Source organism: Mesorhizobium sp. CA13, from assembly GCF_020165235.1.
In the GTDB taxonomy this organism is placed as follows: domain Bacteria; phylum Pseudomonadota; class Alphaproteobacteria; order Rhizobiales; family Rhizobiaceae; genus Mesorhizobium.
This window is the reverse complement of the sequence record NZ_JAIUHS010000001.1, coordinates 142934-166551: the sequence shown is the minus strand read 5'-3', so window position 1 is coordinate 166551 and position 23618 is coordinate 142934. Positions and strand designations below refer to the sequence as shown.

Below are 23618 nucleotides of genomic sequence, written 5' to 3'. Positions count from 1 at the left end.
CAATTACTTAGGCTCTGCCGCTGTTGTGTCGATTTTATGTTTTGAGCTGATGGGACGGTCGCATGGGGGGAAAGACACTTACGCGCGCCGACCTTGCCGAAGCCGTTTACCGCAAGGTAGGTTTGTCGCGCACTGAATCGGCCGAACTCGTCGAGGCGGTGCTGGACGAGATCTGCGAGGCGATCGTCCGTGGCGAGACGGTGAAACTGTCGTCTTTCGCGACATTCCACGTCCGCTCCAAGAACGAGCGCATCGGGCGCAATCCCAAGACCGGCGAAGAAGTGCCGATCCTGCCGCGCCGGGTGATGACCTTCAAGTCGTCGAACGTGCTGAAGAACCGCATCTTGCGTTCCCACCAGAGCGGCAAGGCGAAGGGCGGCAAGTAGGCTCGCTCCAAATGCACGGTTGAAAACAGGCCTTGCGATCATGCCGGGCTTGAATATTGCCTCACAAACCGCTGAAATGAGACCCGATTCGGCAACATGGCCGGATTGGTGTTCCGCGTGATCGTTACGCGCAGCCGGAATGAGCTCCCCTCCTGTCGAGGGAATCCCATTCGAACGCCGGTTCCCATGTCCCGGGATCATGCTCCAGTGTGAGGATTTCGCCCATGGACAAGAGCCCTGACGCCTTTCGCACCATCAGCGAGGTCGCCGAAGACCTCGATCTGCCGCAGCACGTGCTGCGCTTCTGGGAAACGCGTTTCAACCAGATCAAGCCGATGAAACGCGGAGGCGGCCGCCGTTACTACCGGCCGCAGGATGTTGAACTGATCAAGGGCATCCGCCATATGCTCTACGACCAGGGCTACACCATCAAGGGCGTGCAGAAGCTGTTGCGTGAAAACGGCAACCATTTCCTGGTTGCCATCGGCAATGGCGACATGGCCGCCGTCGAGGCGATCTCGCAACGAAAGCAGGCCGATCAGGTGCCGTTGACGGCGGCAGCGCAGCCGCGCGGCGGAGATGACGAACTGGTTGGCCAGCCGAGGGTCAAGCCCGGCCGCCGTTTCTTCGGCCTTGGCAAGAGCGACGAGGAAGGCCCGGTCCAGCCGGACGCTTCGAAACTGTCGCGCGACAACCGCGCGCTGTTGCAGGAAGCGTTGTTCGACCTGCTCGAATGCAAGCGCCTCCTCGACCAGGTGCGCTGACGGGCAACCGGCCGGCGCCTGAAGACCGGGAACCCGCCTTTGGGTGATGCGTTACGTTTCCTTGAGCAAGACAAGGCTTGAGCAGACAAGGAAACGCACCATGGCATCATTCTCGACCCTCTCGGAGGTCGATCTCGACAAGCGGGTCGCTGCACTCTCCAGGGAACTGGCGGCCCTGAAGAAGGCCGTGTCCAGGCGGGGCGGCGCTTATTACGAAGGCGGTCGCGACGCGGCGCTTGACACGTATTCCGACCTTGCGGAACGTCTGCACGATGCGATGCCGGCGATCCGCGAACGAGGCAGGGCGATCGAGAAATCAGCCCGCGAGCATCCGGCGACGGCCGCCGCCATAGGTCTCGTGGTGGTTGGTCTGGTCGCCAGTCTGCTATTCAGCCGGCGCTGACTTTATTTCACACCACTCGAAAGACGGCCTCCATACAACCGCCGAAGGGCGATTCATGTCGCGCGAAAGTGCAACCAGTTTGGGACAGCGGCGCCTTCGGGCGCCGCGAAGAAAGAACCCTTCCACCAGTTTGTCGGTCTGTATAACGAACAGGGGATTTTTCCTCAGAGCAGACGCTCCTTGTAGCTCTCGGGCTCCGCGGGAATCGCACTGATACGGCCCGTGTCCGGAGGAACCAAGAGAAGACCGGCTTCGAACGAGAGGCCAAAACCGGTCTTCTCATTGGCAATCGGTTAAGCTCAGGCCTTCTTGGCCATATGGTGGTGGTGGTGATGGTAGTGGTGGCTGCGATGGTGCTTGCGATGATGATGATGACGGTGATGCTTGTGCATCGGCGCCGCATCAGCGCTGGTCGCGCCGAGGATTGGCATGGTGAATGCAAGTGCAACTGCAAGCCCGAGGGCCGAGAGGAGGGACTTCTTCATGGATATTTTCCTTTTCTCGCAGGCAATGTGAATCAAGCCGACGGCCTGATCGCCGCGAGCGGGATTACGCTCTCGATTTTTTTCGTCAGTATTTCCCGAATGTAGAATTTTGTTTCTGGAATGTGTCTGGCGGCGCAGGCTGTGGGCTCCGCCGACAGGCTGAGCTCACAGTGCCGATGAGCGGGAGAAATTTTGGTACGAGGCCGCAGATCCAACCGGCTTATTTACATGGGCGGGACCACGCCATTGTTGCCGACTACGACGCGGTTGGCACTCAGCGTGCCGTCGGCGCCGCGCGTCGCGGTGACCACGACGGGCGCTCCGGGCTTGAGATCGGCCGGCACGGCCGGCGCAAAGGTGACGACCGGCGTCTTGTCGGGGATTGAGATCTTCTTTGTCTGGCCGTTGTCATAGGTCAGCGTCACCGCGCGGCCATTCACCTCGGTCACGTCGGCGACGGTGCCGTTGGTCATGCGGCTGTTGGGCTTGAGGTCCCAGGCGCGGTCGCCTTCGCCCGTGCCTTTCAAGGCTGCGGGAAACACCACGACCTCGAGCGCGCCGCTGCCGCCATCGGCCTTAGAGACGGAGGCTATGCCGAGGAAATCGCCGAGCTTGATGTCCTTTACCGACGCGCCCGCAACGCCCGATATCTTCCATCCGGCGGCTAGCTTGACCTTATCCATGCCACCCTGGCGGTTTTTCACCGTCAACTGGGATTGATCGGAACTGGCCACGACGCCGCGCACGCGCACCGTGTCTGCCGCCGGCGCGCTGGTTGCAGCAATGCCAAGGCTGGAAAGCGTGCCGAGCACGATCATGATTGTCCGCAATTTCATTGCATCGATCCTTTCAGGAAATGATAGCCGCGCCTGCAACGGTCTTGGGTTACGCGCCGGCGCAATTGAAACAACGAACGGGGCGTCAAAATTATCGAGCGACGAGGGGGGCAGGCGTTCAAAAGAACTTGATCGAGAAAGGCTGCGAGCGACGTGCGCCACACCCCGGTTCACGATGCTGTGACGGCCAGTTTGTGACTTGGCAAATCACCCGCAAGCGGGCATGTTCTCGCCGTCTCAGGCAACACCATTTTCATCAAACTCTTTCAGCCAACGGAGTTGCCAATGCCATACAGTGCAAAGCGCGAACCCCTCCCGGAACTGGTTGCCAGCGAAGCCGGGCAAGGCCCTAGCGCCCTCAGAACGATTCGGGAAACCAAGGGATACAGTGTCGAGGAGCTTTCCCTGACAACCGGTCTGGCGGTCGACGAAATCGAGGATATCGAGAACGGCAGGACGGCCGATCCGTCGAAGCTGCGCCGTATTGCGTCGGCGCTTCGGCTCCCTCAGGAGGCGCTGCTCGGCACGGCCGCGCAGGCGCGGGCTGCGCAAGACCGCCCCGCGCTGTAAGGGCCAGTGCCAAGCATGTTCGAAAACCCGCCGGGGATCTTGGCGGGTTTTCTGTTTGCCGTGACTGAAGGCTTGCCTGCTTACCCTTGGCACGTGTTTATGGACGCGCCGGCCTAGCTTGCTGCTTCGTCATGCCGATCCGCGGGGTTTCGATGAGCCTGGAATCCGTTCGTGCCTTTTTCGCCGGCAAGGCGCCCGATATCGACGTGATCGTGACCGAGGCGAGTTCGGCGACCGTAGCATTGGCTGCGCAGGCGCACGGCGTGTTGCCGGCGCAGATCGCAAAGACGATCTGCCTTCGCGTCGGCGAACGCACCATGCTGGTCGTGACCAGCGGCACCGCCAGGCTGGACAATCGCAAGTTCAAGGATCGATTCGGCAGCAAGCCGCGCATGCTGGAGACCGCTGAGGTTGTCGAGGCAACCAGCCATCCGGTCGGCGGTGTCTGCCCGTTCGGTCTGCCGACGCCGCTGCCGGTCTATTGCGACGTGTCGCTGCGCGGTTTCGAAGAGGTCGTGCCCGCCGCCGGCGCCACCAACGCGGCGGTGCGTATCGCGCCGCAACGCATGGCTGATCTCACCGACGCCGAATGGGTCGATGTCTGCCAGGGGTAGATGGCAATCGATAAGACGGACTGTGGGGGAAGTCCTTGTTTAGAATGGTCGGAGTGGCCGGATTCGAACCGACGACCCCTTGACCCCCAGTCAAGTGCGCTACCGGGCTGCGCTACACTCCGGACCGGTCGCGATGTATCGTGATAACCCCGCTCGGGTCAACCGAAATTCGGCGCTTTTCGCGCCCGTGTGGATGCGATGGCTGTTGAATCCGGCATCGCCATCCGTAACTGCCGCTGGTGGCGGTGTTCCAGTGCGATCGCCCCCCAGACCAATCCAAGCAGCAGGTAGACATGGCGCCAATGGTCGATGTCGATGAAGGTTCCGAGTCCGATATTGCCGATGAAGGCGACATAGGCGCACAGGAGATAGGGCTGCCATGGCCGGTCGCGCAGCAGGATGCGGAATCCCGCACCTATCGTCCAGATGACGAGCGTCAGGAACGATACGAAGCCGAGCCAGCCATAGTCCATCAGCATCTTCAGCCAGATGTCGTGGGTGTCCTCGCCGAAGATGGTGCCGAACACCAGCGGTCCGATGCCGAACGGATGCTCCATCGCCATCTGGAAGCCGATCGCATAGCGGGCGAAGCGGCCGAGGCGGGCGGTGTCGTAGCTTTGTTCGAGATGGGCACGGTTGGAGAACATCTCCGCCACGCCGGGCAGTTGCAGGATGACGATCATGGCGATCGTCAGCAGCGACAATGCCGCAATGGTCATCACCACCACGCGCAGCCGGAACATGCCGCTGTTGCTCTGCAGGAACAGACAGCCGGTGAGCAGAACGGCAGAGACGGCAAACATCCCCCAGGCGCCGCGCGAGAAGGAGAAGAAGATGCCTGATGTGATGATGAGCAGCGGCACCGCCAGCAGCGGCATGCGCGAGACGGGCCCGGTCAGCAGCAGATAGAGCAGATAGATGCCGGGTAGAACCAGGAATGGCCCGAACACGTTCGGGTCCTGGAAGGCGCCCGCGGCGCGGTCGTATTTGGTGAACATCTCCGCGCCCGGGAAGGCATGGAAATAGCCTGCTATACCGAGCAGCGACGTCATCACCGCGGATATGACATAGGCGATGAAGATCAGCCGGTAGAGGCTCGGCTGCGTGGCGGTGACCGATGCGAAGAACACCGCGCTGAAAGCGAGAAACAGCGACACTGCAAGGTAGAGCGGTGTGTTGGCGAGGTCCGACATCTGCGTCATGGCGATCATGCCGCCGATATTCATCGTCACCAGAAGCACCAGCAGCGGCGCGGCCGCGCGCGAAATCCTCAAACCGAAAAGCGCCCAGATGGCAATCAGGCCGGCCATGTAGATTTCGTATGGGGCCGGCTCGCTGATGACGAAGCCGGAAAGCAGGATGCCGAGCCCGACCGCGCCCGAGGAAATCAGCGCGATCAGCTTGGCGTTGACAGCCGCGCGCGGCAGGTCATGGGTGACCGCGCTCAATAGGCGTTTTCCGTGTTGAGCAGCCGGATCGGCGTCAGGAACAGGATCCGCAGGTCGAACAGCATCGACCAGTTCTCGATGTAGTAGAGGTCGTATTCCGTCCGCATGCGGATCTTCTCGTTGGTGTCCATCTCGCCGCGCCAGCCATTGATCTGGGCCCAGCCGGTGACGCCGGGCTTGACCTTGTGGCGCGCGAAATAGCCGTCGACCACTTCGTTGTAGAGCAGGTTGTGCGACTGCGCGGCAATCGCGTGCGGGCGCGGGCCGACCAACGACAGCGAACCCAGCAGCGAATTGAAGAACTGCGGCAGTTCGTCAATCGAGGTCTTGCGAATGAAGCGGCCGACACGGGTGACGCGCGGATCGTTCTTGGTGACCGTCTGCTTGGCGGTCGGGTCCGACCGGTCGGCATACATCGAGCGGAATTTGTAGACCTCGATCACCTCATTGTTGAAACCATGCCGCTTCTGGCGAAACAGCACCGGTCCCTTGCTGTCGAGCTTGATGGCGATTGCTGTCGCCAGCATCACCGGCGAGAACACGACGATGCCGATCAGGCTGAAAACGATGTCGAAGGCGCGCTTGGCCACCGAATCCCAGTCGTTGATCGGCTTGTCGAAGATGTCGAGCATCGGCACGGAGCCGATGTAGGAATAGGCGCGGGGACGAAACTGCAGCGCGTTGGAATGCGCCGACAGCCGGATATCGACCGGCAGCACCCACAGCTTCTTCAGCAATTGCAGCACGCGCGATTCGGCGGTCAGCGGCAGCGACACGATCAGCATGTCGATGCGGGCGATGCGGGCGAATTCGATCAGCTCCGAGATTGTGCCCAGCTTGGGATAGCCGGCAACGATAGGCGGCGAGCGTTTGTCGCTGCGATCGTCGAAGATGCCGCATATGCGGATGTCGTTATAGGGCTGCCTCTCGACTGAGCGGATCAGGACCTCCGCTGCCTTGCCGCCGCCGACGATGACGGCGCGCCGCTCCATGTGGCCGTCGCGCGCCCAGCGCCGGATCAGCTTCGACATCACCAGCCGCAGGCCGAAGATGAGAATGAAACCGACGGCGAACCAGGTGCCGAACAGCAATCGTGAATAGTTTTCAGATATCTTCATCACGAATGCCGTCAGCGCCATGAGGGCGAACGTGCCGGCCCAGACCAGCAGCAAACGTCCAAAATTGGCGATCGGCCGCATGAGCGAGACGATCTGGTAGCAATCGGTGACGTCGAGCAGCACCACTGCAAGGAACGACGCGGCGGCGATCGTCAGCGGATATTGCCAGGCGAAATAGTTGAAGAAGCCGACAAAGTAGAAATAGACGCCGAGCCCGGAAAGAAACAGCACTGCGAACTCGACCATCCGCAGGACGCCGCTGACCATGATGGGCGACATCGTATCGCGCCGGTATTGCGAGGCGACCTGACGGGCGACATCATTCATGCCGCCCGGCATGCCGCCATCGGTCGGGGTGTCGAGTTTGCGCACAGCCTCTGCCGAAAAGCGGTGCACGGGATCGATCTCGTTCATGGGGTTTCCGCAAGCTTCCCCCAGGCAATAGCAAAAGAGAGCTAAGAAACCCTTGAAACAACGCGTGGCTTTGGAAGGGCTTGGGACGGTGGTTTATTTGGCCAGCGCCGCGAAATACGCCTTCTCGATCTCGGCGGCCATGACATCGGCTCCGAAGCGTGCCTCCAGATCGGCGCGATCGGGCATCAGTTTTCGATAGGCGGCGGGATCGGCCAGCGCTTCGGCCATCTTGTCGGCAAGCTGCAACGGATCGGGCCTGATCAGGGCAGGGGATTCGGCGCCGAAAATCTCCGGTATGCCGCCGACGGCCGTGGCGATCATCGGTTTCCCCGCCGCAAGCGTCTCCAGCACGACATAGGGCAATGCTTCGGCGCGCGAGGGAACGACGACCAGTGCGGCCAGCGCAAAGGCATCCCTGGCCGGCATAGGCGGCAGGAAACGCACGTTGCCGTGGAGCCCGAGCCGCCTCACTTGCGCGCGGTAGCGAGGCAGGTTGTCGCCGTCGCCCACCATGACCGCGCCCAGCGGGCGTCCGAGCCGTGTCCCGGCAAGGGCCAGCGCGTCGATGAAGATGTCGGGTCCCTTGAGGTCACGCATCATGCCGATGTAGAGCAGGTCCACCGTTCCAGGCTTCTCCGGAACGGGATCGAACTCGGCCGCGCGCAGGCCATTGTAGACCAGCGCGTTCGGAACGGGCGCCTCGCCGACCTTCCTGCGATAGGTGCGTCGCTCATAGTCCGAGACGAACAGCAGACAGTCGGTGAAGTGAGCCATGGATCGCTCGAGCGCGAAGAACAGCTTTCCCGTGAACGTGCTCTCGTCATAGTGGAGAGAACCGCCATGCGGCGAATAAAGGCGGGCCACGCGAGACCTTGATACCCGCAACAATGAGCCGAACAGACGGGCATAGGCGCCACCTTTGGCGCCGTGCCCGTGCAGCACGTCCGGCCGCAATTCCTTGATGATCCCGTAGGTGCGCCAGGCCGAGGCGAGATCGCCCGGTCCGACATGGCGCTGCATCGGCGTGCGATGGATGCCGAGCGCCAGCACGGCCTTCATCCGATCGAACAGGCGCTCCTCGAATTCCCCGCCTGTGGTCGAATCGCACACGATGCCGACCGAATGGCCGGCGGCGACCTGAGCTTCCGCGAGGTCCCGCACATGCCGAAAGATCCCCCCGACAGGTGAACGAAAGCAATGGACGATCCTGAGTTTGTCCGCCACGTGTGTTCGTCAGAACAGACGTTCGCGCACATAGACGGTATCTCCGGGCAGCAGCGGGTCTGATGTGACAACCCGGCCGGTCATCACCTTGCCGTTGATATCTCGGGTGATGTCGACGCTTTCCTGGTTGGCGCGCGGCGTGAAGCCGCCGGCAATGGCGACCGCTTTCTGAACGGTGAGGCCGGGCACATAGGAATACTGGCCGGCGGCTCCCACTTCGCCCATGACGAAGATAGGCCTGTAGCGGTCGATCTCGACGGAAACGTCAGGGTCGCGCAGATAGCCCTGGCGCAGTTTGTCGGCGATTTCCTTTTCCATCTGCTGGGCGGTGTGGCCGCGCGCCGGCACGGCGCCGACCAGCGGGAACGAGAGATAGCCGGACTGATCGACACTGTAGGTGTTGGTCAACCCGTCCTGCTCGAACACGGTGACGCGGACGCGGTCACCGGCGCCCAGGCGATAGGGTTGATCGAGCACCTCGTGGAAGGCGGTCGGCGTCGGCCGGTAGCTGGAGCAGCCGGCAAGCATCGACACGGCAAGCAGCGCGCGAAAAAGGGAAGCAGTGCTTTTCATGACAGGACACATACCTTCGACTGGCCGCTGCGGCGTCGCAGCAAACATCTGAGAGCGCGTCCGTTATCGTCCTGTTAGGGTTAATGGCCGGTAAAGGGCCGATCGATACGGCATCGATCGGCAGGAGTTTTACAACTTTGACGGTTTTGCTTGGCGCCTGCCAGTAAGTCCTGACGGAAGCTTCCTGTGATCTTAACGGCTGAGTTACCATAGTTGTTTACGGTGCATGCGATCCGTATCGGAGTAGGATGCATGTCCGTTCAGTCCACGGCCGCAGACGTTGACGTCGATCTCAGGCAACTCTTCGCCAGCCTGGCGAGGAACTGGCTGCGAATATTGGTCGTCTCCCTGGTGGTTACCGGGTTGGCGTTTGCGCTCGCTTCGCTGGCAACCAAGCACTACAAGGCCCAGACGCAGGTTCAGATCGATACGCGTGAATCCGTCTACACGCGCCCGGCCGGCAGCAATGACAGCGACAAGCCTATCCTCGATGAGCAAGGCGTCGCCACCCAGGTCCAGATCATTTCGTCCAACGAAATCCTCAAGCAGGTAGCGCAGAAGCTTGATCTGTCGCGATTGCACGAATTCGATGAAACTGTCGATATGTCGCCTCTCAGCCGCCTGCTGATCCTGGTGGGGTTGAAGAACGATCCCATGGATATCCCGGTCGACGAACGCGTCCTGAAGAAGATGCGCGAGAAGCTCAACGTCTATGGGGTCGAAAAGACGCGTATCATCGCCATCGAGTTCTCTTCGGAAGATCCCAAGCTCGCGGCTGCTATCCCCGATGCCATTGCCGCCGCCTACATTGCAGGGCAGGGCGCGGCCAAGCTCGAATCCAACACCGCCGCCGCGGACTTCCTGGCTCCCGAGATCGCCGATTTGCAGAAGCAGGTCAGGGATGCCGAGGCCAAGGTCGCCGCCTATCGCGCCCAGTCGGACCTTCTGGTGGGCGGCAACAATTCTGTGCTCGCCACCCAACAACTGGCCGAACTATCGACCGAATTGTCGCGGGTGCGGGCCAACCGCGCCGCAGCGGAAGGCACCGCCGAAAGCGTGCGCAAGGCGCTGCAGAACGGCGGCTCGCTGGATTCGCTGCCCGAAGTGCTGTCGTCCGATCTCATTCAGCGCTTGCGCGAGCGGCAGGTCGAGCTGCGCGCCAACATCGCTGACCTGTCGACCACGCTGCTCGACAATCATCCGCGCATTCGCGCGGCAAAATCACAGCTGGCCGATCTCGACGCGCAGATCCGCAGCGAAGCTCAGAAGGTGATGAAGGGCCTGGCGATGCAGGCCGATGCCGCCAAGGCACGTGAGAGCCAGCTCGTCGCCGACGTCAACACGCTGAAGGCGGCTTCGGCGGAGGCTGGCGAACAGCAGGTCGGTCTCGATGCGCTGCAGCGTGACGCTGCCGCCAAGCGCCAGCAGCTCGAACTTTACCTGACCAACTACCGCGAGGCGGCTTCGCGCCAGGATCGCAACTACGTGCCGGTCGACGCACGTGTCATCTCGAAGGCCGTGGTGCCTTCCGAGGCCTACTTCCCCAAGATCGGGCCGATCGTCGGCGCTGCTTTTGCGGCCTCGCTTTTGCTCATGTCGGTGTTCACGCTGCTGCGCGAACTCTTTTCCGGCCGCGCCATGCGCCCCGCCAGTGGCGCTCGCTTCGAGCCGATCGACGAGGTGGCGATGCCGGTCGCGGCCAGGGAACCGACGATCATTCCAGAGCTCGGGCCTAAGCACCACGCCGAGAAAGCGGCAGAACCGGAGATGATGGCGGAACCGGATCTGCCCTCGCCGGCGGAACCTGCCACAGAGGTCGAAGCCGCCGCTGGCGCCCCGGTCGCCGAAACCGCTCCTGTCGCCGAGGCCGTCCCGGTCGCCAAAACCAGGCCGCGTTCGGTGCTGGGCGAGATCGACGTCGAAAAAGCGGCGGAAAAGCTGATCGCAAGCGGCGCCGCGCGCGCCATCTTCGTGTCACCGGAAGGTGACGAGGCGGCCGCGTCCGCGATCCTGGTGGCGCGCGAGGTCTCCGACGCCGGGCTGCGCGTGCTGCTGCTCGACCTCACGGCTTCCGGCGCTGCCTCGCGGCCGATGCTCGACAGTGGGCTGTTCCCGGGCATCACCAACCTGCTCGCGTCGCAGGCGCAGTTCAGCGAGGTCATCCACCCCGACCTCTATTCCGACTGCCATGTCATTCCCGTCGGCACCGCCGATCCGGTTGGCGCCATGCGCGCCGCCGACCGCTTACCGATCATCATGCAATCGCTGACCACCGCCTATGACCTGGTGGTGGTCGAATGCGGCCCCGCCGACGCGCAAGGCATCGGCCGTCTGGGTGGCGATGCGACCGAAGTGTTCCTCTCCATGCTGGAGCCGGATGACGAGGTGACGCAGGCCGCCGTCAAGCTGATCGAGAATGGTTATCCGGAGTTGACGCTGGTGACCCCGCTCGGCCACGAACCGCCGGGCACCCCGGTGCCGGGAAGGCGCTCGGCGGCTTGAGTCGTTGAGCGGAGGGTGCGGTCATCACATTGGAAGGGGTTAGCTACCGTCCTCGGCGGCCGCCGGCGCCTGGCCAGCGGCCTTGCGACGCAGCAGCTTGGTCAGCCTCCACATCGTCGGGCTGTTCTTGACGACGGCTTTCAGCCTGGCGCTTTGCCGCAGCCCCAGCGCCAGTGCGCGGCCTTTCGACGTCAGCGGAACCAGCACCTCGAAATGCTGCGTTTCGATGTCGCACCATAAACGCTTGTACGGCTCGTCGCCGACCGAGAAATCATAGACGTCGAAACCCGCCTCGCAGGCTTCCTGGATATTGTCGAAGAACAGGAAGTCGCCGGGGCTGGTGTGGGCGAGGTCATCCTCGGCGATCGCGCCGAACTCGCAGATCAGGCGTCTGCCCGAGCGGCTCGATCCGGTCACGGCGCGAAGCCTGCCGGCGACCTCGAGCCCGTGCAGTACGAAGGAGGGCTTGTCCTCGGCAAGCGCCTCGGTGAACAGGGCACGGAAGAACGCGCGCACTTGATCGTCGCCGAAGACGTTGGCGATGCCCATCCTGCGGAAGCGGAATTCCTTCATCTCGAAAAAGCCGTCGAGCAGCCGGCCGACCTCGTCCACAGTCCGCGCCTCGATGCGCCGATGGCTGCCGATGGCCTCGAACTTGCGCGTCTGCGAACGGTGCTTCTTGCGTTTGCGCTTGCCGCTTGCGCGAGAGAGCAGTGCATCGAAACCGCCGGCCAGGTCGACGGCGAGCGACAGGTTCGGGCTGTCGAAATGATCGAACGAGGCGAGTGGGTTGGCTACGCCATCGAGGTCGGGCAGCAAGCGTTCGAAGGCGACGAGATCGATGTCGGGGCGAGCCTCGCCTATAGCCGCCAGGGTCGAACGAATAGCGGCGCTGTCCGCCCTGGCAAGCCATTGCGGGTCGGCGGCGACGAAATTGCCGTTGGCGTGGCGGCCGCCCATGAAGCGGGCAATACGGAATGGCCCATGGCCGACGACCTCCAGCGCCAGTGCGAAAACCGGCCTGCCTTCGCAATTCAGCATCGCCACGACCGGGTCCGGCTCGACCTGCGCGGCCCAGTTGCGGATCCAAACCGCGCTCTGCGCCGGCGCGAACAAAGCTGAGCGGCAGAACGCGGCATAGGCCGCGAGCCCATCGGCGGAAGCGGTGGAAACCGATAGCCCAGCCGGCGCTATCGGCGGCACACCGGGCGACGCTTCGGTTGCCGCCAGGCGATTGCCGTCAAATGACGCGGCCGCGTCAACCATACCTCAATCCTTAGGGCGTATTGCTGCCGATTTGGGGGCGCTCAGGCGTATCCGTGCTTGGTTCAGCCTAGGCGCAAAAGGTGAAGGAATGATCGACGGCGGGGAGGCACTCCGAAAGCTGGCGCTCAACGTCGCCCGCTATACCGGCCTCGCACCGCTGGCCAAACCGCTGGTCGGCGGTATTGGCGCCATCCTCATGCTGCACCGCGTTACGGCAAGGCCCGAAAAGCCCGACAGCGTCAACCGTCATCTCAACATTGCGCCCGGCTTCCTCGACGCCATGATCGCCGGCCTGAAGGCGGATGGCTACGCCTTCGTCTCGATGGACGAGGCGGTGGAGCGTATCGCGGCGCGCGGCAAGGGCGGCCAATTCGCCGCCATCACCGCCGACGACGCCTATCGCGACAACATGACCGAGGCTTTGCCGGTACTCGAAAAGCACGGCGCGCCGATCACCATCTATGTGGCTCCCGGGCTGATCAACGGCACTGCGGATCTGTGGTGGGACGTGGTCGAGGATCTCGTCAACGCGGGCGATCGCCTGACCCTGACGACGCCCGACGGGCAAACGACGATCGACTGCACCAGCCCGGCCAAAAAGCTCCAGGCCATCGCACGGCTGCACACCTATCTCACCACCGAGATTCGCGAGGAGGACCTGCGCGCCGTGCTGCGCGAACTGGCGCATGCGAACGGCGTCGACGCCGACCGGCCGCGCGTAGACACCCTGATGACCTGGTCGCAGATCCGCGCGGTCGCAGCGCATCCGCTGGTGACGATCGGCGCCCATACGATCAACCATAGTAATCTGAAGCGGCTTTCAGAGGCCGATGCGCGGCACGAGATCGTCGGGGTGAAGTCCATCCTGCGAGCCGAGCTGGGCGAGGAGCCGCGCCATTTCGCCTATCCCTACGGCTATGCCAGCGCCGTCGGCTGCCGCGAAGTGGGTTTTGTCCGCGATGCCGGCTACACTTCGGCCGTGACCACCCGCCATGGCGTGCTGCGCGCCGAACACGCCGGCTTCCTGCACGCATTGCCGCGCATCTCGGTCAACGGCCGTTATCAGAACCTCGCCCACATCCGCACCATGCTGTCGGGTGTGACGACGCCGCTCGCCAACGCCGGTAAGATGGTGGTCACCGTCTGACGCTGGCCGGCCACGGTTCAGCGCTTGGGTCGGGGCTCCAGCATCAGCCATTTGATGATGCCCATCGCCGGCAGCACCCAGAGCAGGCCGCTCAGCAGGAAGAACAGGAAATGCGTCCACGGGCCCGCCTCGGACAGTCGGGCGACCGCGAAGATCGATGCGACCAGCGCATAGATGATGACAAGCGCCACCAGCAGGAACATTCCGATCAGCTTTTTCAGGCGCACGGGCATGGTTGGCCTCCTGGAGCTGGGTGAAGGTGCGGCCCAGCTCAATGTGTCGTCTTCGCATAGAACCTGTCGCGAAGCTGCGCAACCCGGCAGACGCGGCGCGACGGCGTGCCGCGCCATCCGGTCTTGCATGCGGGAATGCGATGGTCCACCAATCCGCGACCTCAACCTGCCGGGATAAACCCATGGCCGCCATTACTGCCGCGCCTTACGAGGCGCGTGACCGCGATCTGCACAACCGCGCGCTGGTGCGTGGCTGGCTCTACGTCGTGCTTCTGGTGCTGTTCGCGCTGGTGCTGGTCGGCGGCGCCACAAGGCTCACCGAGTCCGGCCTGTCGATCACCGAGTGGCAGCCGATCCACGGCGTCATCCCGCCGCTCAACGACGCAGAATGGCAAGAGGAATTCCAGCGCTATCAGCAGATCCCGCAATATGCCGAGCTCAACAAGGGCATGAGCATCGAGGCATTCAAATCGATCTTCTGGTGGGAGTGGGCGCATCGTCTCCTGGCGCGCAGCGTCGGTCTGGTCTTTGCCTTGCCGCTGCTGTTCTTCTGGGCGGCGCGCCGTATCGAGCGCGGACTGGGGCCGAAGCTGGTCGGCATCCTGCTCCTCGGCGGTCTGCAGGGCGCCATCGGCTGGTGGATGGTCGCCTCGGGCCTGGTCGACCGCGTCTCGGTCAGCCAGTACCGCCTTGCCACCCATTTGACCCTTGCCGCGTTGATCTTCACGGCCACCATGGTCGTCGCGCGCGGCCTGGCGCCGCATTCGGAGCCTGCGGCCGATCGCTCGACCCAGAAACTGGCTGGTTTCATAGTGCTTCTGGCGCTGATCCAGATCTATCTCGGCGGTCTGGTGGCCGGGCTCGACGCCGGCCTGAGCTACAACACCTGGCCGCTGATGGACGGCAAGATCATCCCCGGCGATCTGCTGATCCTGGAGCCGGCATGGCGCAATTTCTTCGAAAGCCCCAAGACGGTGCAGTTCGTGCACCGGATCGGCGCCTACACGGTGTTCGTCGTCGCCCTGTGGCACATGATCGCCACGCGTCGCCGTCTGCCCGGTTCAACGCATGCCCGCCGCGCGACGCTGTTGTTCGCCCTGGTGCTGGTGCAGGCCTCCATCGGTATCGGCACGCTGTTGATGCATGTGCCGCTGCACTTGGCGCTGGCCCATCAGGGATTCGCGTTGATCGTGCTGGGGTTTGCCGCCGCGCATTGGCGCGGCACCAAGGGCGCCTATCCCTTGCCCCACGAGATCGCCGTCGGGCGCTGAGTCTCGCAGGTCACGTCTAGAACGCCCGACTGCGCCTTGTCGCCGTAGAATTCCGCCTGACGCAAGGCGGCACGGATCAGAAGCCGAGCCGTACCGTTCGGATCGCTGCTGCCACCGAGAGTTCGCGGTTCTCCTCGACCGCGTTGTCGTCCTCATGGTGCCACGAGGCCGACAGGCAGCCATAGGCGATGGCGTGATCCAGTATTGCCGCCGGCGTCTGGCGCAGCGTTCGCGCAAAGACTTCGGCCATCCCGGCAATCCGTGGGGGATCGAGACAAAGGTCGTCGCGATCAAGAGGGTTGTAGAACATGTTCGCGGCGTCGAAGCCGGGATCGCCAAAAATGCCCTTGGGGTCGATCGCCAGCCAGCCGCGCGGCCCGTGCAGGATGTTTTCGTGGTGCAGATCGCCATGCAGCGGCCGGATGTCGTGCGGATCGTCCAGCAGCCGATCGGCGATAGCGGCGGCCTCGACATAGATGCTGACATGGCCGGCGTCGCGGTCGGTCGCGGCTTTCTTGAACAGGTTCGAAAACCGTTCCCGAAGCGGCTGCAGGTCGGCCGGGGCAGGGTGGTCCAATGGCGAAAGCAACTTTGCCATCACCTCGGCCGCGATTGCAGTCGCGGCATCGTCGCCCTGCTCATCGAGAACCTTGGAAAGCATGGTCTCCCCGGCATATTCCAGCAGCATGGAGTGCCCGTCGCGACCCAGCAGCCGCACGGCGCCTTCGCCCCGCCGCCAGGCAAGGAAATGCTCGCCGCGCAACTCGTCCGCTGCATCGTCGAATGGCTTCAGCGCCTTGACGATCGCCGGCGACCCGTCCTCGCGCCGCACCTTCCAGATGCGGCTCGAAAAGGTTTCGGCGATGAGCTCGGGCGCGCTGACCTTCCAGCGGTCCGGAAATGCCGGTGCCGCCATCAGAGACCGAGCATCAGGTCCATGTTCTGCACGGCAGCCCCCGATGCCCCTTTGCCGAGATTGTCGTAAACGGCGAGCAGCAGGGCCTGCGCGCGCTTGTCATTGGCAAAGACGTAGAGTTTCATACGGTTGGTGCCATTGTAGATTTCCGGATCGATCTCCGGAATGCGTTCCAGATGCGCATAGGGCGCCACTTCGACCACGCCGCCCTTGATGGCGGCGAAATGGTCGGCGATGGCTGCATGGAGTTCCGCACCGGTCGGCACATGGTCGAGACCACCGAGCTGCAGCGGCACCACCGTGATCATGCCTTGCGCGAAATTGCCCACCGCAGGCTGCATGATCGGATCGTGCGACAGTTTCGCATAGGCCCTGAGCTCCGGCACGTGCTTGTGCTGGAGGGTGAGCCCATAGGGCAGGAATTCAGAGGCGGCCTCGCCCTTGGCGACATAGTCCTCGATCATCGGGCGGCCGCCGCCCGAATAACCCGAGATGCCGTTGACGGTGACCGGGAAATCCGCAGGCAGCAGGCCGGCGGCGACCAGCGGCCGTAGCGTCGCGATCGGTCCTTGCGGCCAGCAGCCAGGATTGGCGACGCGTTTTGCCGCCCCGATCTTCTTCGCCTGCTCCTTGTCCATCTCGGCAAAGCCATATTCCCAACCTTGCGCGACGCGATGCGCGGTCGATGCATCGATGACCCTGGTGGTCTCGTTGGAAATCAGCGAGACACTCTCCTTCGCCGCATCGTCCGGCAGGCACAGGATCGCAACGTCGGCGGCATTGAGGAATTCGGCTCGCGCCGCAGTTTCCTTGCGGCGCTCGGCAGGAATTGAAATGATCTCCAGGTCGCCGCGCTCGGCAAGCAGCGCCCGGATCTGGAGGCCGGTGGTGCCGTGCTCGCCGTCGATGAAGATTTTCGGTTTCATTGGCTGATCAAATTCCCTGATATCGAAAAACTATATGCCGTTGCCTTGATTCACGGCGGCGCCGTTGTGGCTGCCGTTGTTCAGCTCTTCGAGCCGTGCTTTCCGCTCGGCCAGCAGGCCGAGATACTGCATGGCGATCATCGAGCCGGCAATTGCCGTTATATCGGCGTGATCGTAGGCCGGCGCAACCTCCACGACATCGGCCCCGACAATATCGATCTGGTTGAGCTGGCGCAGCGTCGACAGGATCTTTGCAGAGGACGGCCCGCCGGCGACCGGCGTGCCGGTGCCGGGTGCATAGGCAGGATCAAGGCAGTCGATATCAAAGGTGAGATAGGTCTTCTTGCCGCCCGTTCTGTCGACGATGGCGTAGGCGATGTCGGACGCACGCATCTCCTCGATCTCGTGACCATAGAGGATCTTGATGCCGAACGTGTCGGGCGCGTGGGTGCGGATGCCTATCTGGATCGAGCGGTCGGGATCGATAATGCCTTCCTTGACCGCGCGGCCGACGAAGGATCCGTGGTCGATGCGTTTGCCGTCATCCTCCCAGGTATCCTGGTGCGCATCGAACTGCACCAGAGCGAGCGGGCCATGGATTGCGGCATGTGCCTTGAGCAGGGGCCAGGTGACGAAATGGTCGCCGCCCAGCGACAGCAGGAAAGCACCTGACTTCAGGATCTTGGTCGCCTCGCGTTCGATCGTCCCCGGCGTCTTCTGGTGGTTGCCGGTATCAAGCAGACAATCGCCATAGTCGACCACCGCGAGGTGCTCGAACAGATCACGCGAAAAGGGATATTGCGGATCATTGTCGAGGATTGCCGAGGCGCGGCGGATCGCCTGCGGCCCGAAACGCGCGCCGGGCCGATTGGTGACGGCGGCATCGAAAGGGATGCCCCAAACCACAGCGTCCGCGCCTTTCACATCCTTTGTGTATCTGCGTCGCATGAACGACAGCGCGCCGGCATAGGTCGGCTCCAGCGAAGCACCCGTTTTTGAGCGGGCTGTGAAGGCATGGTCGATGTTCTTGTTCGCCATTACGGATCCTTGGTTTTCATCGGGGTGCAACAACTACAGAACCGGCACGCAACATGCCAGTCACAGCTTGGGGAAACGAAACGGCGCGGCCGCGGTGCCGCCGCGAGACAGGATTGTATCACCATGACGCAGACCGCGTTTCTTGATTCTCCCCATGGCGCGGCGTCGATCCAGGCCGGCACGGTGGCGGGTGAGCGGTTCCTGGTTCTCGATTCGTGGCGCGGCATCTGCGCCCTGCTGGTGGCGCTGTTCCACTTCCCGACCGGTTCGACGACCTCGCAAAGCGCCTTTGTCGGTTCGTCCTATCTGTTTGTCGACTTCTTCTTCGTTCTCTCCGGTTTCGTGATCGCCAGCTCCTATGGCGGGCGGCTGAACCAGCCGCGGGAGGTTGCACGCTTCGCGCTGGTGCGCTTCGGCCGCATCTATCCGCTGCACCTTCTCATGCTCGCCGGTTTTGCCGGTTTCGAGCTGCTGCGGCTGATGCTGCCGCAGTTGCATGGCGCCGGTGCCGCTCCCTTCACCGGCGGCTTCAGCCTCGAGAGCCTGCTTGCCAATCTGCTGCTGCTCCAGGGAGTCGGCTTCGAGGATCAATTGACCTGGAATGCGCCAAGCTGGAGCATTTCGGCGGAGTTCTTCGCCTATCTGTTGTTCGCCGGCGTGGTCCTCACCACAGGCGCGCGGGCCTGGGTGTGGTTCGTCGCCGCCGCCATCACCGCGCCGCTGTTCCTGCTTGGCTTCTCGACCCACCATATGGATGTGTCCTTCGATTTCGGCTTCATACGCTGCCTGTACGGCTTCTCGCTCGGCGCCTTGCTTGCCTGGTTCCAGCATGATTCCATTGCAGGCGCGCGACAGGCGCTTGCCCGGACCGGCCCCCTGCTGAGCTGGACCCTTGCCGAAATCGTGATGGCGGCTGTCATTGTGCTTTTCGTCGCGCTGGCGGGCGACAATGATGCCGGGATCGCAGCACCGCTGGTGTTTGCGCTGGCACTGTTTCTCTTTGCTCATGAGGGCGGCTGGATCAGTGTCTTTCTGGGAACCCCATTCATGCTGACGCTCGGCGCGCTGTCCTACTCGATCTACATGGTCCACATCTTCGTCCAGGCGCGCATGATCAACGTCGCCGGCCTTGTCGAGCGCAAGCTCGGCCTCGATCTTGTCGGCGACATCGTCTTGCGCGGGGAGCCAGCGACCGGCTTCGGCGCCGGCTGGGCGGGGGACGTTGCGATCCTCGTCATGCTCCTTGCCACGATAGGTGTCTCCTGGATCACCTGGCGTTTCGTCGAGATGCCTGCGATGGCCTGGTTCCGCCGACTGTCGAAACGCATCTGAGGCGACATATCACGGCAACCGCTAGCCGGCTTCGTTCACCTAGACGTCACGGGCATCGCCTATTCCCGATCCGGAATGGAGCGATTCTCGATGCGGACCTTCTGGCCGAGCCTTCTGCTTTCCGTCACGCTGGCGGCTTCCGCCAGCCAGTCAATGGCGGGCGAAACCCGCGCCAGGCAGATCCTCGACCGCTTCGAACATGCCAACCAGTGGCGCGACCACGTCATGGTGGCCGCGCATCGCGCCGGCAGCATGCAGGCCGGCAAGACGCTCTTTGCGGAAAACTCGCTCGCCGCCGTCGAAGGCTCGATCGCGATCGGCGCCGAGATCGTCGAGGTCGACATCCGACGCTCGAAGGACGGCGAGTTTGTCGTCATGCATGACAGCTGGCTTGATCGCACCACGACCTGCAAGGGTGAGGTGGTTAAGTACACGCTGGCCGAACTGAAGAGTTGCCGGCTGGTGATCGAAGGCACGGGCGCCGTAACCGACGAGACAGTCTCGACGCTGCGCGAGATGCTGCTGGCGACCCGGGACAAGATCCTCATCAATCTCGACAACAAGCTCGAGGTTGGGGACCTGTCGGGTATGGTCGCGGTGGCGCGAGATCTCGGCATGGCCGACCAGGTCATCGTCAAGGAAAACCTGTGGAACCAGACCAGGATCGCTACGGTGAAGGCTGCCATGGAAGCGGTCGGCGGCGGCGTCCACTTCATGCCGATCATCGCCGACGACGCAGTGCATGACGCCGGTTTCGCCGCGACGGTCGACCATGCTTTTGCGCCGCGCGCGATCGAACTGATCAACTGGCGCGCCGGCGCGGAGACGTTGACCGACACTGGCGGGCCGCTGTTCAGCACGCGCATGCGCGCGGCCGCGGTGAGGGGCGACTGGCACATCTGGGCCGACACCTACGCCATCGTCAACAAGCCGGGCGGCTTCCTTGCCGGCGGCCGGGGCGATGAATTGGCGGTTCAGGCCAACCTGCCGCGTGAAGCCTGGGGCTTCTGGGCCGATCGCGGCGCCACCATCATCCAGACCGATGAGCCAAAGGCGGCGATAGGCTGGCTCGCCGCGAACGGCTTTCGCGTGCCCTATGCCGGGACGGGCGAACGCGTCGAACCTGCCGCGACCGCCAGCATCAATTGATTTGCCGCGGCTGAAGTTCCGGCCTGGTTGTCGCAGGCCGGCGCCTGCTGACGCAACGGTGTCAGCGGAAACCCGTTATCCATGGGCATGCCCGATACCATCGTTCTCAAGCGCCCTGCCGCCTATGCCGCCACCGTTGCTGCGACCAGCCTCGGCTTCGTGGTCGTGCAACTCGATGTCTCCATCGTCAACGTCGCGCTGAACAGGATCGGTACTGGGCTGTCGATGGGGATCGGCGGCCTGCAATGGGTCGTCGACGCCTACACGCTTGCCTTCGCCTCGCTGCTGCTCGCCGGCGGCGCGCTCGGCGACAGGGTCGGCGCCCGCCGCGTTTTCGTTGGCGGCATGGCGCTGTTCAGCATCGCTTCGCTGGTTTGCGGCCTGGCTCCGAGTGCCTGGTTGCTGATTGCGGCGCGCGCTGCACAAGGCGCGGGTGCCGCTTTGCTGATGCCGTGTTCGCTGGCACTCCTCAATCGCGCCTACGCGTCCGACAAGGCGCGCCGGGCACGCGCCGTGGGGCTGTGGACGGCGGCGGGCGGCATCGCGCTGTCGGCAGGGCCGGTGCTCGGCGGCTTCATGGTCGCGTCGCTTGGCTGGGCCAGCATCTTTCTGGTCAACCTGCCCATTGGCGCTCTCGCCATCTGGATGGCTTATCGGTTTCTGCAGGAAACGCCGCTGAAGGCAGAGCGGCCGCCGATCGACTGGATGGGGCAAGGACTTGTCGTGCTGGCGCTGTTTTCGCTGACCGGAGCCTTTATCGAAACCGGTTCGTGGGGCTGGATCTCCATGCCGGTCATTGGCGGACTGGTGTTGGCTGTGGTGGCCGCAAGCCTGTTCCTGCTGGTCGAGAGCCGTACGAGGGCGCCGATGTTTCCGCTCGGTCTTTTTGCCAGCAGCGTGCCGGCTGTGACGAGCCTCGTCGGACTGGCAGTCAACCTGACGCTCTATGGGACGATCTTCATGCTCAGCCTGTATTTCCAGCAGGAAAGGCATTTTTCTCCCGAAATGACGGGTCTCGCCTTTCTGCCGTTCATGGCGGCCGTCACCGTGTCGAACATTGCCGCCGGGCGCCTTGCCGCGAACCATGGCCCACGATTGCCTATGGCGATTGGCCTGTTCGTCGCAGCAGCCGGTTTCGGACTGATGGCGCTGATCGAGGCCGATACATCCTACCTTTCGCTGCTGTGGCGCCTGCTGTTCCTGCCGGTCGGCATAGGCCTTGCCGTACCGGCCATGACCACCGCGCTCTTGTCTTCCGTTCCGGCGGAGATGTCGGGAACGGCATCGGGCGTGCTCAACACCGTGCGCCAGTCGGGTGGCGCGATCGGGGTGGCGCTGTTCGGATCCGCCTTGGCGGTGGGCACGGTCGAGGGCATGCAACTGGCATTCCTGGCCTCGGCGCTCGCGGTGGCCGGCTCGGCACTTTGCGCGTTCCTGTTCATCCGCGACTCCGGCCATTCCGCTCGATAGTGATGCGCAATGCAAAAAGGCCGCCCGGAGGCGGCCTTTCGATTGTGAAGCTGCGGTGCGCTTAGCGCTTCGAGAACTGGAACGAACGACGGGCCTTCGCCTTGCCGTATTTCTTGCGTTCGACGACGCGGCTGTCGCGGGTCAGGAAGCCGCCCTTTTTGAGCACGGCACGCAGCGCCGGCTCGTAATAGGTCAGCGCCTTTGAGATGCCGTGACGCACAGCGCCGGCCTGGCCCGAAAGGCCGCCGCCGATGACCGTGGCGACGATGTCGTACTGGCCCGAGCGGTTGGCGGCGATGATCGGCTGGTTGAGGATCATCTGCAGGACCGGACGCGCGAAATAGGTCGCGAATTCCTTGTCGTTGACGACGATCTTGCCCGAACCCGGCTTCACCCAAACGCGCGCGATGGCGTTCTTGCGCTTGCCGGTGGCATAGGCGCGGCCCGACTTGTCGAGCTTCTGGACATGGACGGGTGCCGCGGCCTGCGTATTGGTGTTGCCGGTGGCGGCGCCCAGTTCTGCGAGCGAGGAAAGCTCAGCCATCTTATGCGACCTTCTTGTTCTTGGAATTCAGCTTGGCCACGTCGAGGACTTCTGGCTGCTGGGCGACATGCGGATGCTCGGCACCTGCATAAACGCGCAGGTTCTTCATCTGGCGACGGCCGAGCGGGCCGCGCGGAACCATGCGCTCAACGGCCTTCTCGACGACACGCTCGGGGAACCGGCCTTCAAGCAGTTGGCGCGCGGTGCGCTCCTTGATGCCGCCGGGGTGCCCGGTGTGCCAATAATAGACCTTGTCGGTGAACTTCTTGCCGGTGAACACCACCTTGTCGGCATTGATGACGATGACATTGTCGCCGTCGTCGACATGTGGGGTGAAGGTCGGCTTGTGCTTGCCGCGAAGATGATTGGCGATAACGGTGGCGAGACGGCCGACGACGAGACCTTCGGCGTCGATCAGGATCCACTTTTTCACCACATCCGCAGGCTTCTGCGAAAAGGTTGTCATGTTTTCTGCTTTCGGTTCGGACCTTCCCCAATCCACAAAGATAAGGAAGGCGTTTCTTGTTGCTTGGATTGGCGAAAAGCGTTTTGCCCGCCGCCAATAACAAAACGGCGGCCTTCGCGGGCCGCTGCTTCGTGAGGGCTTATAGGGGAGGGCGAGGATCACGTCAAGGTGAGTGAGAAAGCGGATGTCAAAGAAAGTATAACGAAAACAAACGCTTGGCTTAAAGGTATTATTTTACCGCATCTTGTGGAGACTGCGCACCTGGTTTGGTGAGTGCTTGCCTCGATTCCCTTGCGGGCCGCGCTCGAAAGTGACGTCAGCCCTGCGGCTGCGCTGTCATTGTCGATGAACGGCACCGAGACGAGATAGCCTCATCCGGCAAGCGACTCGCATATATCAGGAAGGACGACAATCATTTCGTGGCCAGGGATATGGGGGAAGCGGATACCGAACGCGCTGTCAGTCTCTTTTTCGACTAGCGCGAAATGGTTCTCCATCTCAGCCTCCGGCATGCCTAGGTTCA

Annotated in this window: 24 protein-coding genes and 1 tRNA gene; 11 read left to right on the top strand and 14 right to left on the bottom strand. The window is 63.0% G+C overall.

The window, feature by feature from the left end; all coding sequences use genetic code 11:
• Positions 1-62 precede the first annotated feature (62 nt).
• The 3 genes from LB566_RS00905 (at position 63) to LB566_RS00895 (ending at position 1553) form a co-directional block, all read left to right on the top strand.
• Positions 63-386: an integration host factor subunit alpha gene (locus LB566_RS00905; protein WP_140494007.1), complete on the top strand. Its 324-nt coding sequence runs from the start codon at positions 63-65 to the stop codon at positions 384-386.
• Positions 387-610: 224 nt separating this feature from the next.
• The gene (locus LB566_RS00900) at positions 611-1150 is read left to right on the top strand and encodes a MerR family transcriptional regulator (protein WP_224622502.1); all 540 of its coding nucleotides are present in this window, start codon (positions 611-613) and stop codon (positions 1148-1150) included.
• A gap of 100 nt (positions 1151-1250) precedes the next feature.
• On the top strand, positions 1251-1553 hold the full coding sequence (locus LB566_RS00895) for a hypothetical protein (RefSeq protein ID WP_224622500.1): 303 nt from the start codon (positions 1251-1253) through the stop codon (positions 1551-1553).
• 299 nt (positions 1554-1852) lie between these two features.
• On the opposite strand, the gene LB566_RS00890 is transcribed toward LB566_RS00895, so the two are convergent.
• Entirely contained in the window at positions 1853-2038 is a 186-nt protein-coding gene (locus LB566_RS00890) for a hypothetical protein (RefSeq protein ID WP_224622498.1), read from the bottom strand.
• Between the two features lie 224 nt (positions 2039-2262).
• Entirely contained in the window at positions 2263-2874 is a 612-nt protein-coding gene (locus LB566_RS00885; RefSeq protein ID WP_181172346.1) for a hypothetical protein, read from the bottom strand.
• Between the two features lie 285 nt (positions 2875-3159).
• Between LB566_RS00885 and LB566_RS00880 the strand changes: the two genes are divergently transcribed.
• Both LB566_RS00880 and LB566_RS00875 read left to right on the top strand, forming a co-directional pair.
• Positions 3160-3444 (top strand): helix-turn-helix domain-containing protein, encoded by a 285-nt coding sequence (locus tag LB566_RS00880; RefSeq protein ID WP_224622496.1) that lies wholly within the window; start codon positions 3160-3162, stop codon positions 3442-3444.
• 152 nt (positions 3445-3596) lie between these two features.
• Complete coding sequence (locus tag LB566_RS00875) at positions 3597-4058, top strand: YbaK/EbsC family protein (protein WP_140549064.1); 462 nt, start codon at positions 3597-3599, stop codon at positions 4056-4058.
• Positions 4059-4103: 45 nt separating this feature from the next.
• Here LB566_RS00875 and LB566_RS00870 read toward each other — a convergent pair.
• The 5 genes from LB566_RS00870 to LB566_RS00850 all read right to left on the bottom strand — a co-directional run bounded on the left by LB566_RS00870 (position 4104) and on the right by LB566_RS00850 (position 8835).
• Positions 4104-4180: transfer RNA gene (locus LB566_RS00870), tRNA-Pro, on the bottom strand.
• A gap of 36 nt (positions 4181-4216) precedes the next feature.
• Complete coding sequence (locus tag LB566_RS00865; RefSeq protein ID WP_224622494.1) at positions 4217-5506, bottom strand: O-antigen ligase family protein; 1290 nt, start codon at positions 5504-5506, stop codon at positions 4217-4219.
• Entirely contained in the window at positions 5503-7038 is a 1536-nt protein-coding gene (locus tag LB566_RS00860) for an undecaprenyl-phosphate glucose phosphotransferase (protein ID WP_140549062.1), read from the bottom strand. The genes LB566_RS00865 and LB566_RS00860 overlap by 4 nt, the downstream gene beginning before the upstream one ends.
• A 93-nt stretch (positions 7039-7131) precedes the next feature.
• On the bottom strand, positions 7132-8262 hold the full coding sequence (locus tag LB566_RS00855) for a glycosyltransferase family 4 protein (RefSeq protein ID WP_224622492.1): 1131 nt from the start codon (positions 8260-8262) through the stop codon (positions 7132-7134).
• Positions 8263-8271: 9 nt separating this feature from the next.
• The gene (locus LB566_RS00850; protein WP_224622490.1) at positions 8272-8835 is read right to left on the bottom strand and encodes a polysaccharide biosynthesis/export family protein; all 564 of its coding nucleotides are present in this window, start codon (positions 8833-8835) and stop codon (positions 8272-8274) included.
• 252 nt (positions 8836-9087) lie between these two features.
• Between LB566_RS00850 and LB566_RS00845 the strand changes: the two genes are divergently transcribed.
• Positions 9088-11337: a GumC family protein gene (locus tag LB566_RS00845; RefSeq protein WP_224622487.1), complete on the top strand. Its 2250-nt coding sequence runs from the start codon at positions 9088-9090 to the stop codon at positions 11335-11337.
• 39 nt (positions 11338-11376) lie between these two features.
• Here LB566_RS00845 and LB566_RS00840 read toward each other — a convergent pair whose 3' ends face one another.
• Complete coding sequence (locus tag LB566_RS00840) at positions 11377-12603, bottom strand: GNAT family N-acetyltransferase (RefSeq protein WP_224622486.1); 1227 nt, start codon at positions 12601-12603, stop codon at positions 11377-11379.
• 88 nt (positions 12604-12691) lie between these two features.
• Here LB566_RS00840 and LB566_RS00835 point away from each other — a divergent pair, with 88 nt between their 5' ends.
• Positions 12692-13750, top strand: coding sequence for a polysaccharide deacetylase family protein (locus LB566_RS00835; protein ID WP_224622484.1), 1059 nt, complete (start codon positions 12692-12694; stop codon positions 13748-13750).
• 17 nt (positions 13751-13767) lie between these two features.
• Here LB566_RS00835 and LB566_RS00830 read toward each other — a convergent pair whose 3' ends face one another.
• Entirely contained in the window at positions 13768-13983 is a 216-nt protein-coding gene (locus tag LB566_RS00830; protein ID WP_140522178.1) for a DUF2842 domain-containing protein, read from the bottom strand.
• 182 nt (positions 13984-14165) lie between these two features.
• Between LB566_RS00830 and LB566_RS00825 the strand changes: the two genes are divergently transcribed.
• Positions 14166-15254, top strand: a complete 1089-nt coding sequence (locus tag LB566_RS00825; RefSeq protein ID WP_224622482.1) for a COX15/CtaA family protein — start codon at positions 14166-14168, stop codon at positions 15252-15254.
• A 76-nt stretch (positions 15255-15330) separates the two neighbouring features.
• Here LB566_RS00825 and LB566_RS00820 read toward each other — a convergent pair whose 3' ends face one another.
• The 3 genes from LB566_RS00820 to speB are packed head-to-tail and all read right to left on the bottom strand — an operon-like array spanning position 15331 to position 18134.
• A complete protein-coding gene (locus tag LB566_RS00820; protein WP_224623609.1) occupies positions 15331-16173 on the bottom strand; it encodes an aminoglycoside phosphotransferase family protein in 843 nt (280 codons plus the stop codon).
• Complete coding sequence (argC, locus tag LB566_RS00815) at positions 16170-17096, bottom strand: N-acetyl-gamma-glutamyl-phosphate reductase (protein ID WP_224622480.1); 927 nt, start codon at positions 17094-17096, stop codon at positions 16170-16172. The genes LB566_RS00820 and argC overlap by 4 nt, the downstream gene beginning before the upstream one ends.
• 30 nt (positions 17097-17126) lie before the next feature.
• Entirely contained in the window at positions 17127-18134 is a 1008-nt protein-coding gene (speB, locus tag LB566_RS00810) for an agmatinase (protein WP_224622479.1), read from the bottom strand.
• Between the two features lie 123 nt (positions 18135-18257).
• Here speB and LB566_RS00805 point away from each other — a divergent pair, with 123 nt between their 5' ends.
• The 3 genes from LB566_RS00805 (at position 18258) to LB566_RS00795 (ending at position 22085) form a co-directional block, all read left to right on the top strand.
• A complete protein-coding gene (locus tag LB566_RS00805) occupies positions 18258-19466 on the top strand; it encodes an acyltransferase family protein (protein WP_224622478.1) in 1209 nt (402 codons plus the stop codon).
• Positions 19467-19556: 90 nt separating this feature from the next.
• Entirely contained in the window at positions 19557-20615 is a 1059-nt protein-coding gene (locus LB566_RS00800; RefSeq protein WP_224622477.1) for a glycerophosphodiester phosphodiesterase family protein, read from the top strand.
• Between the two features lie 81 nt (positions 20616-20696).
• Entirely contained in the window at positions 20697-22085 is a 1389-nt protein-coding gene (locus tag LB566_RS00795; RefSeq protein ID WP_224622476.1) for an MFS transporter, read from the top strand.
• A 61-nt stretch (positions 22086-22146) separates the two neighbouring features.
• On the opposite strand, the gene rpsI is transcribed toward LB566_RS00795, so the two are convergent.
• Together rpsI and rplM are read right to left on the bottom strand one after the other, a co-directional pair.
• Positions 22147-22629 (bottom strand): 30S ribosomal protein S9, encoded by a 483-nt coding sequence (rpsI, locus tag LB566_RS00790; RefSeq protein ID WP_140493960.1) that lies wholly within the window; start codon positions 22627-22629, stop codon positions 22147-22149.
• Between the two features lies 1 nt (position 22630).
• Positions 22631-23095: a 50S ribosomal protein L13 gene (rplM, locus tag LB566_RS00785; protein WP_010915638.1), complete on the bottom strand. Its 465-nt coding sequence runs from the start codon at positions 23093-23095 to the stop codon at positions 22631-22633.
• Positions 23096-23618 lie beyond the last annotated feature (523 nt).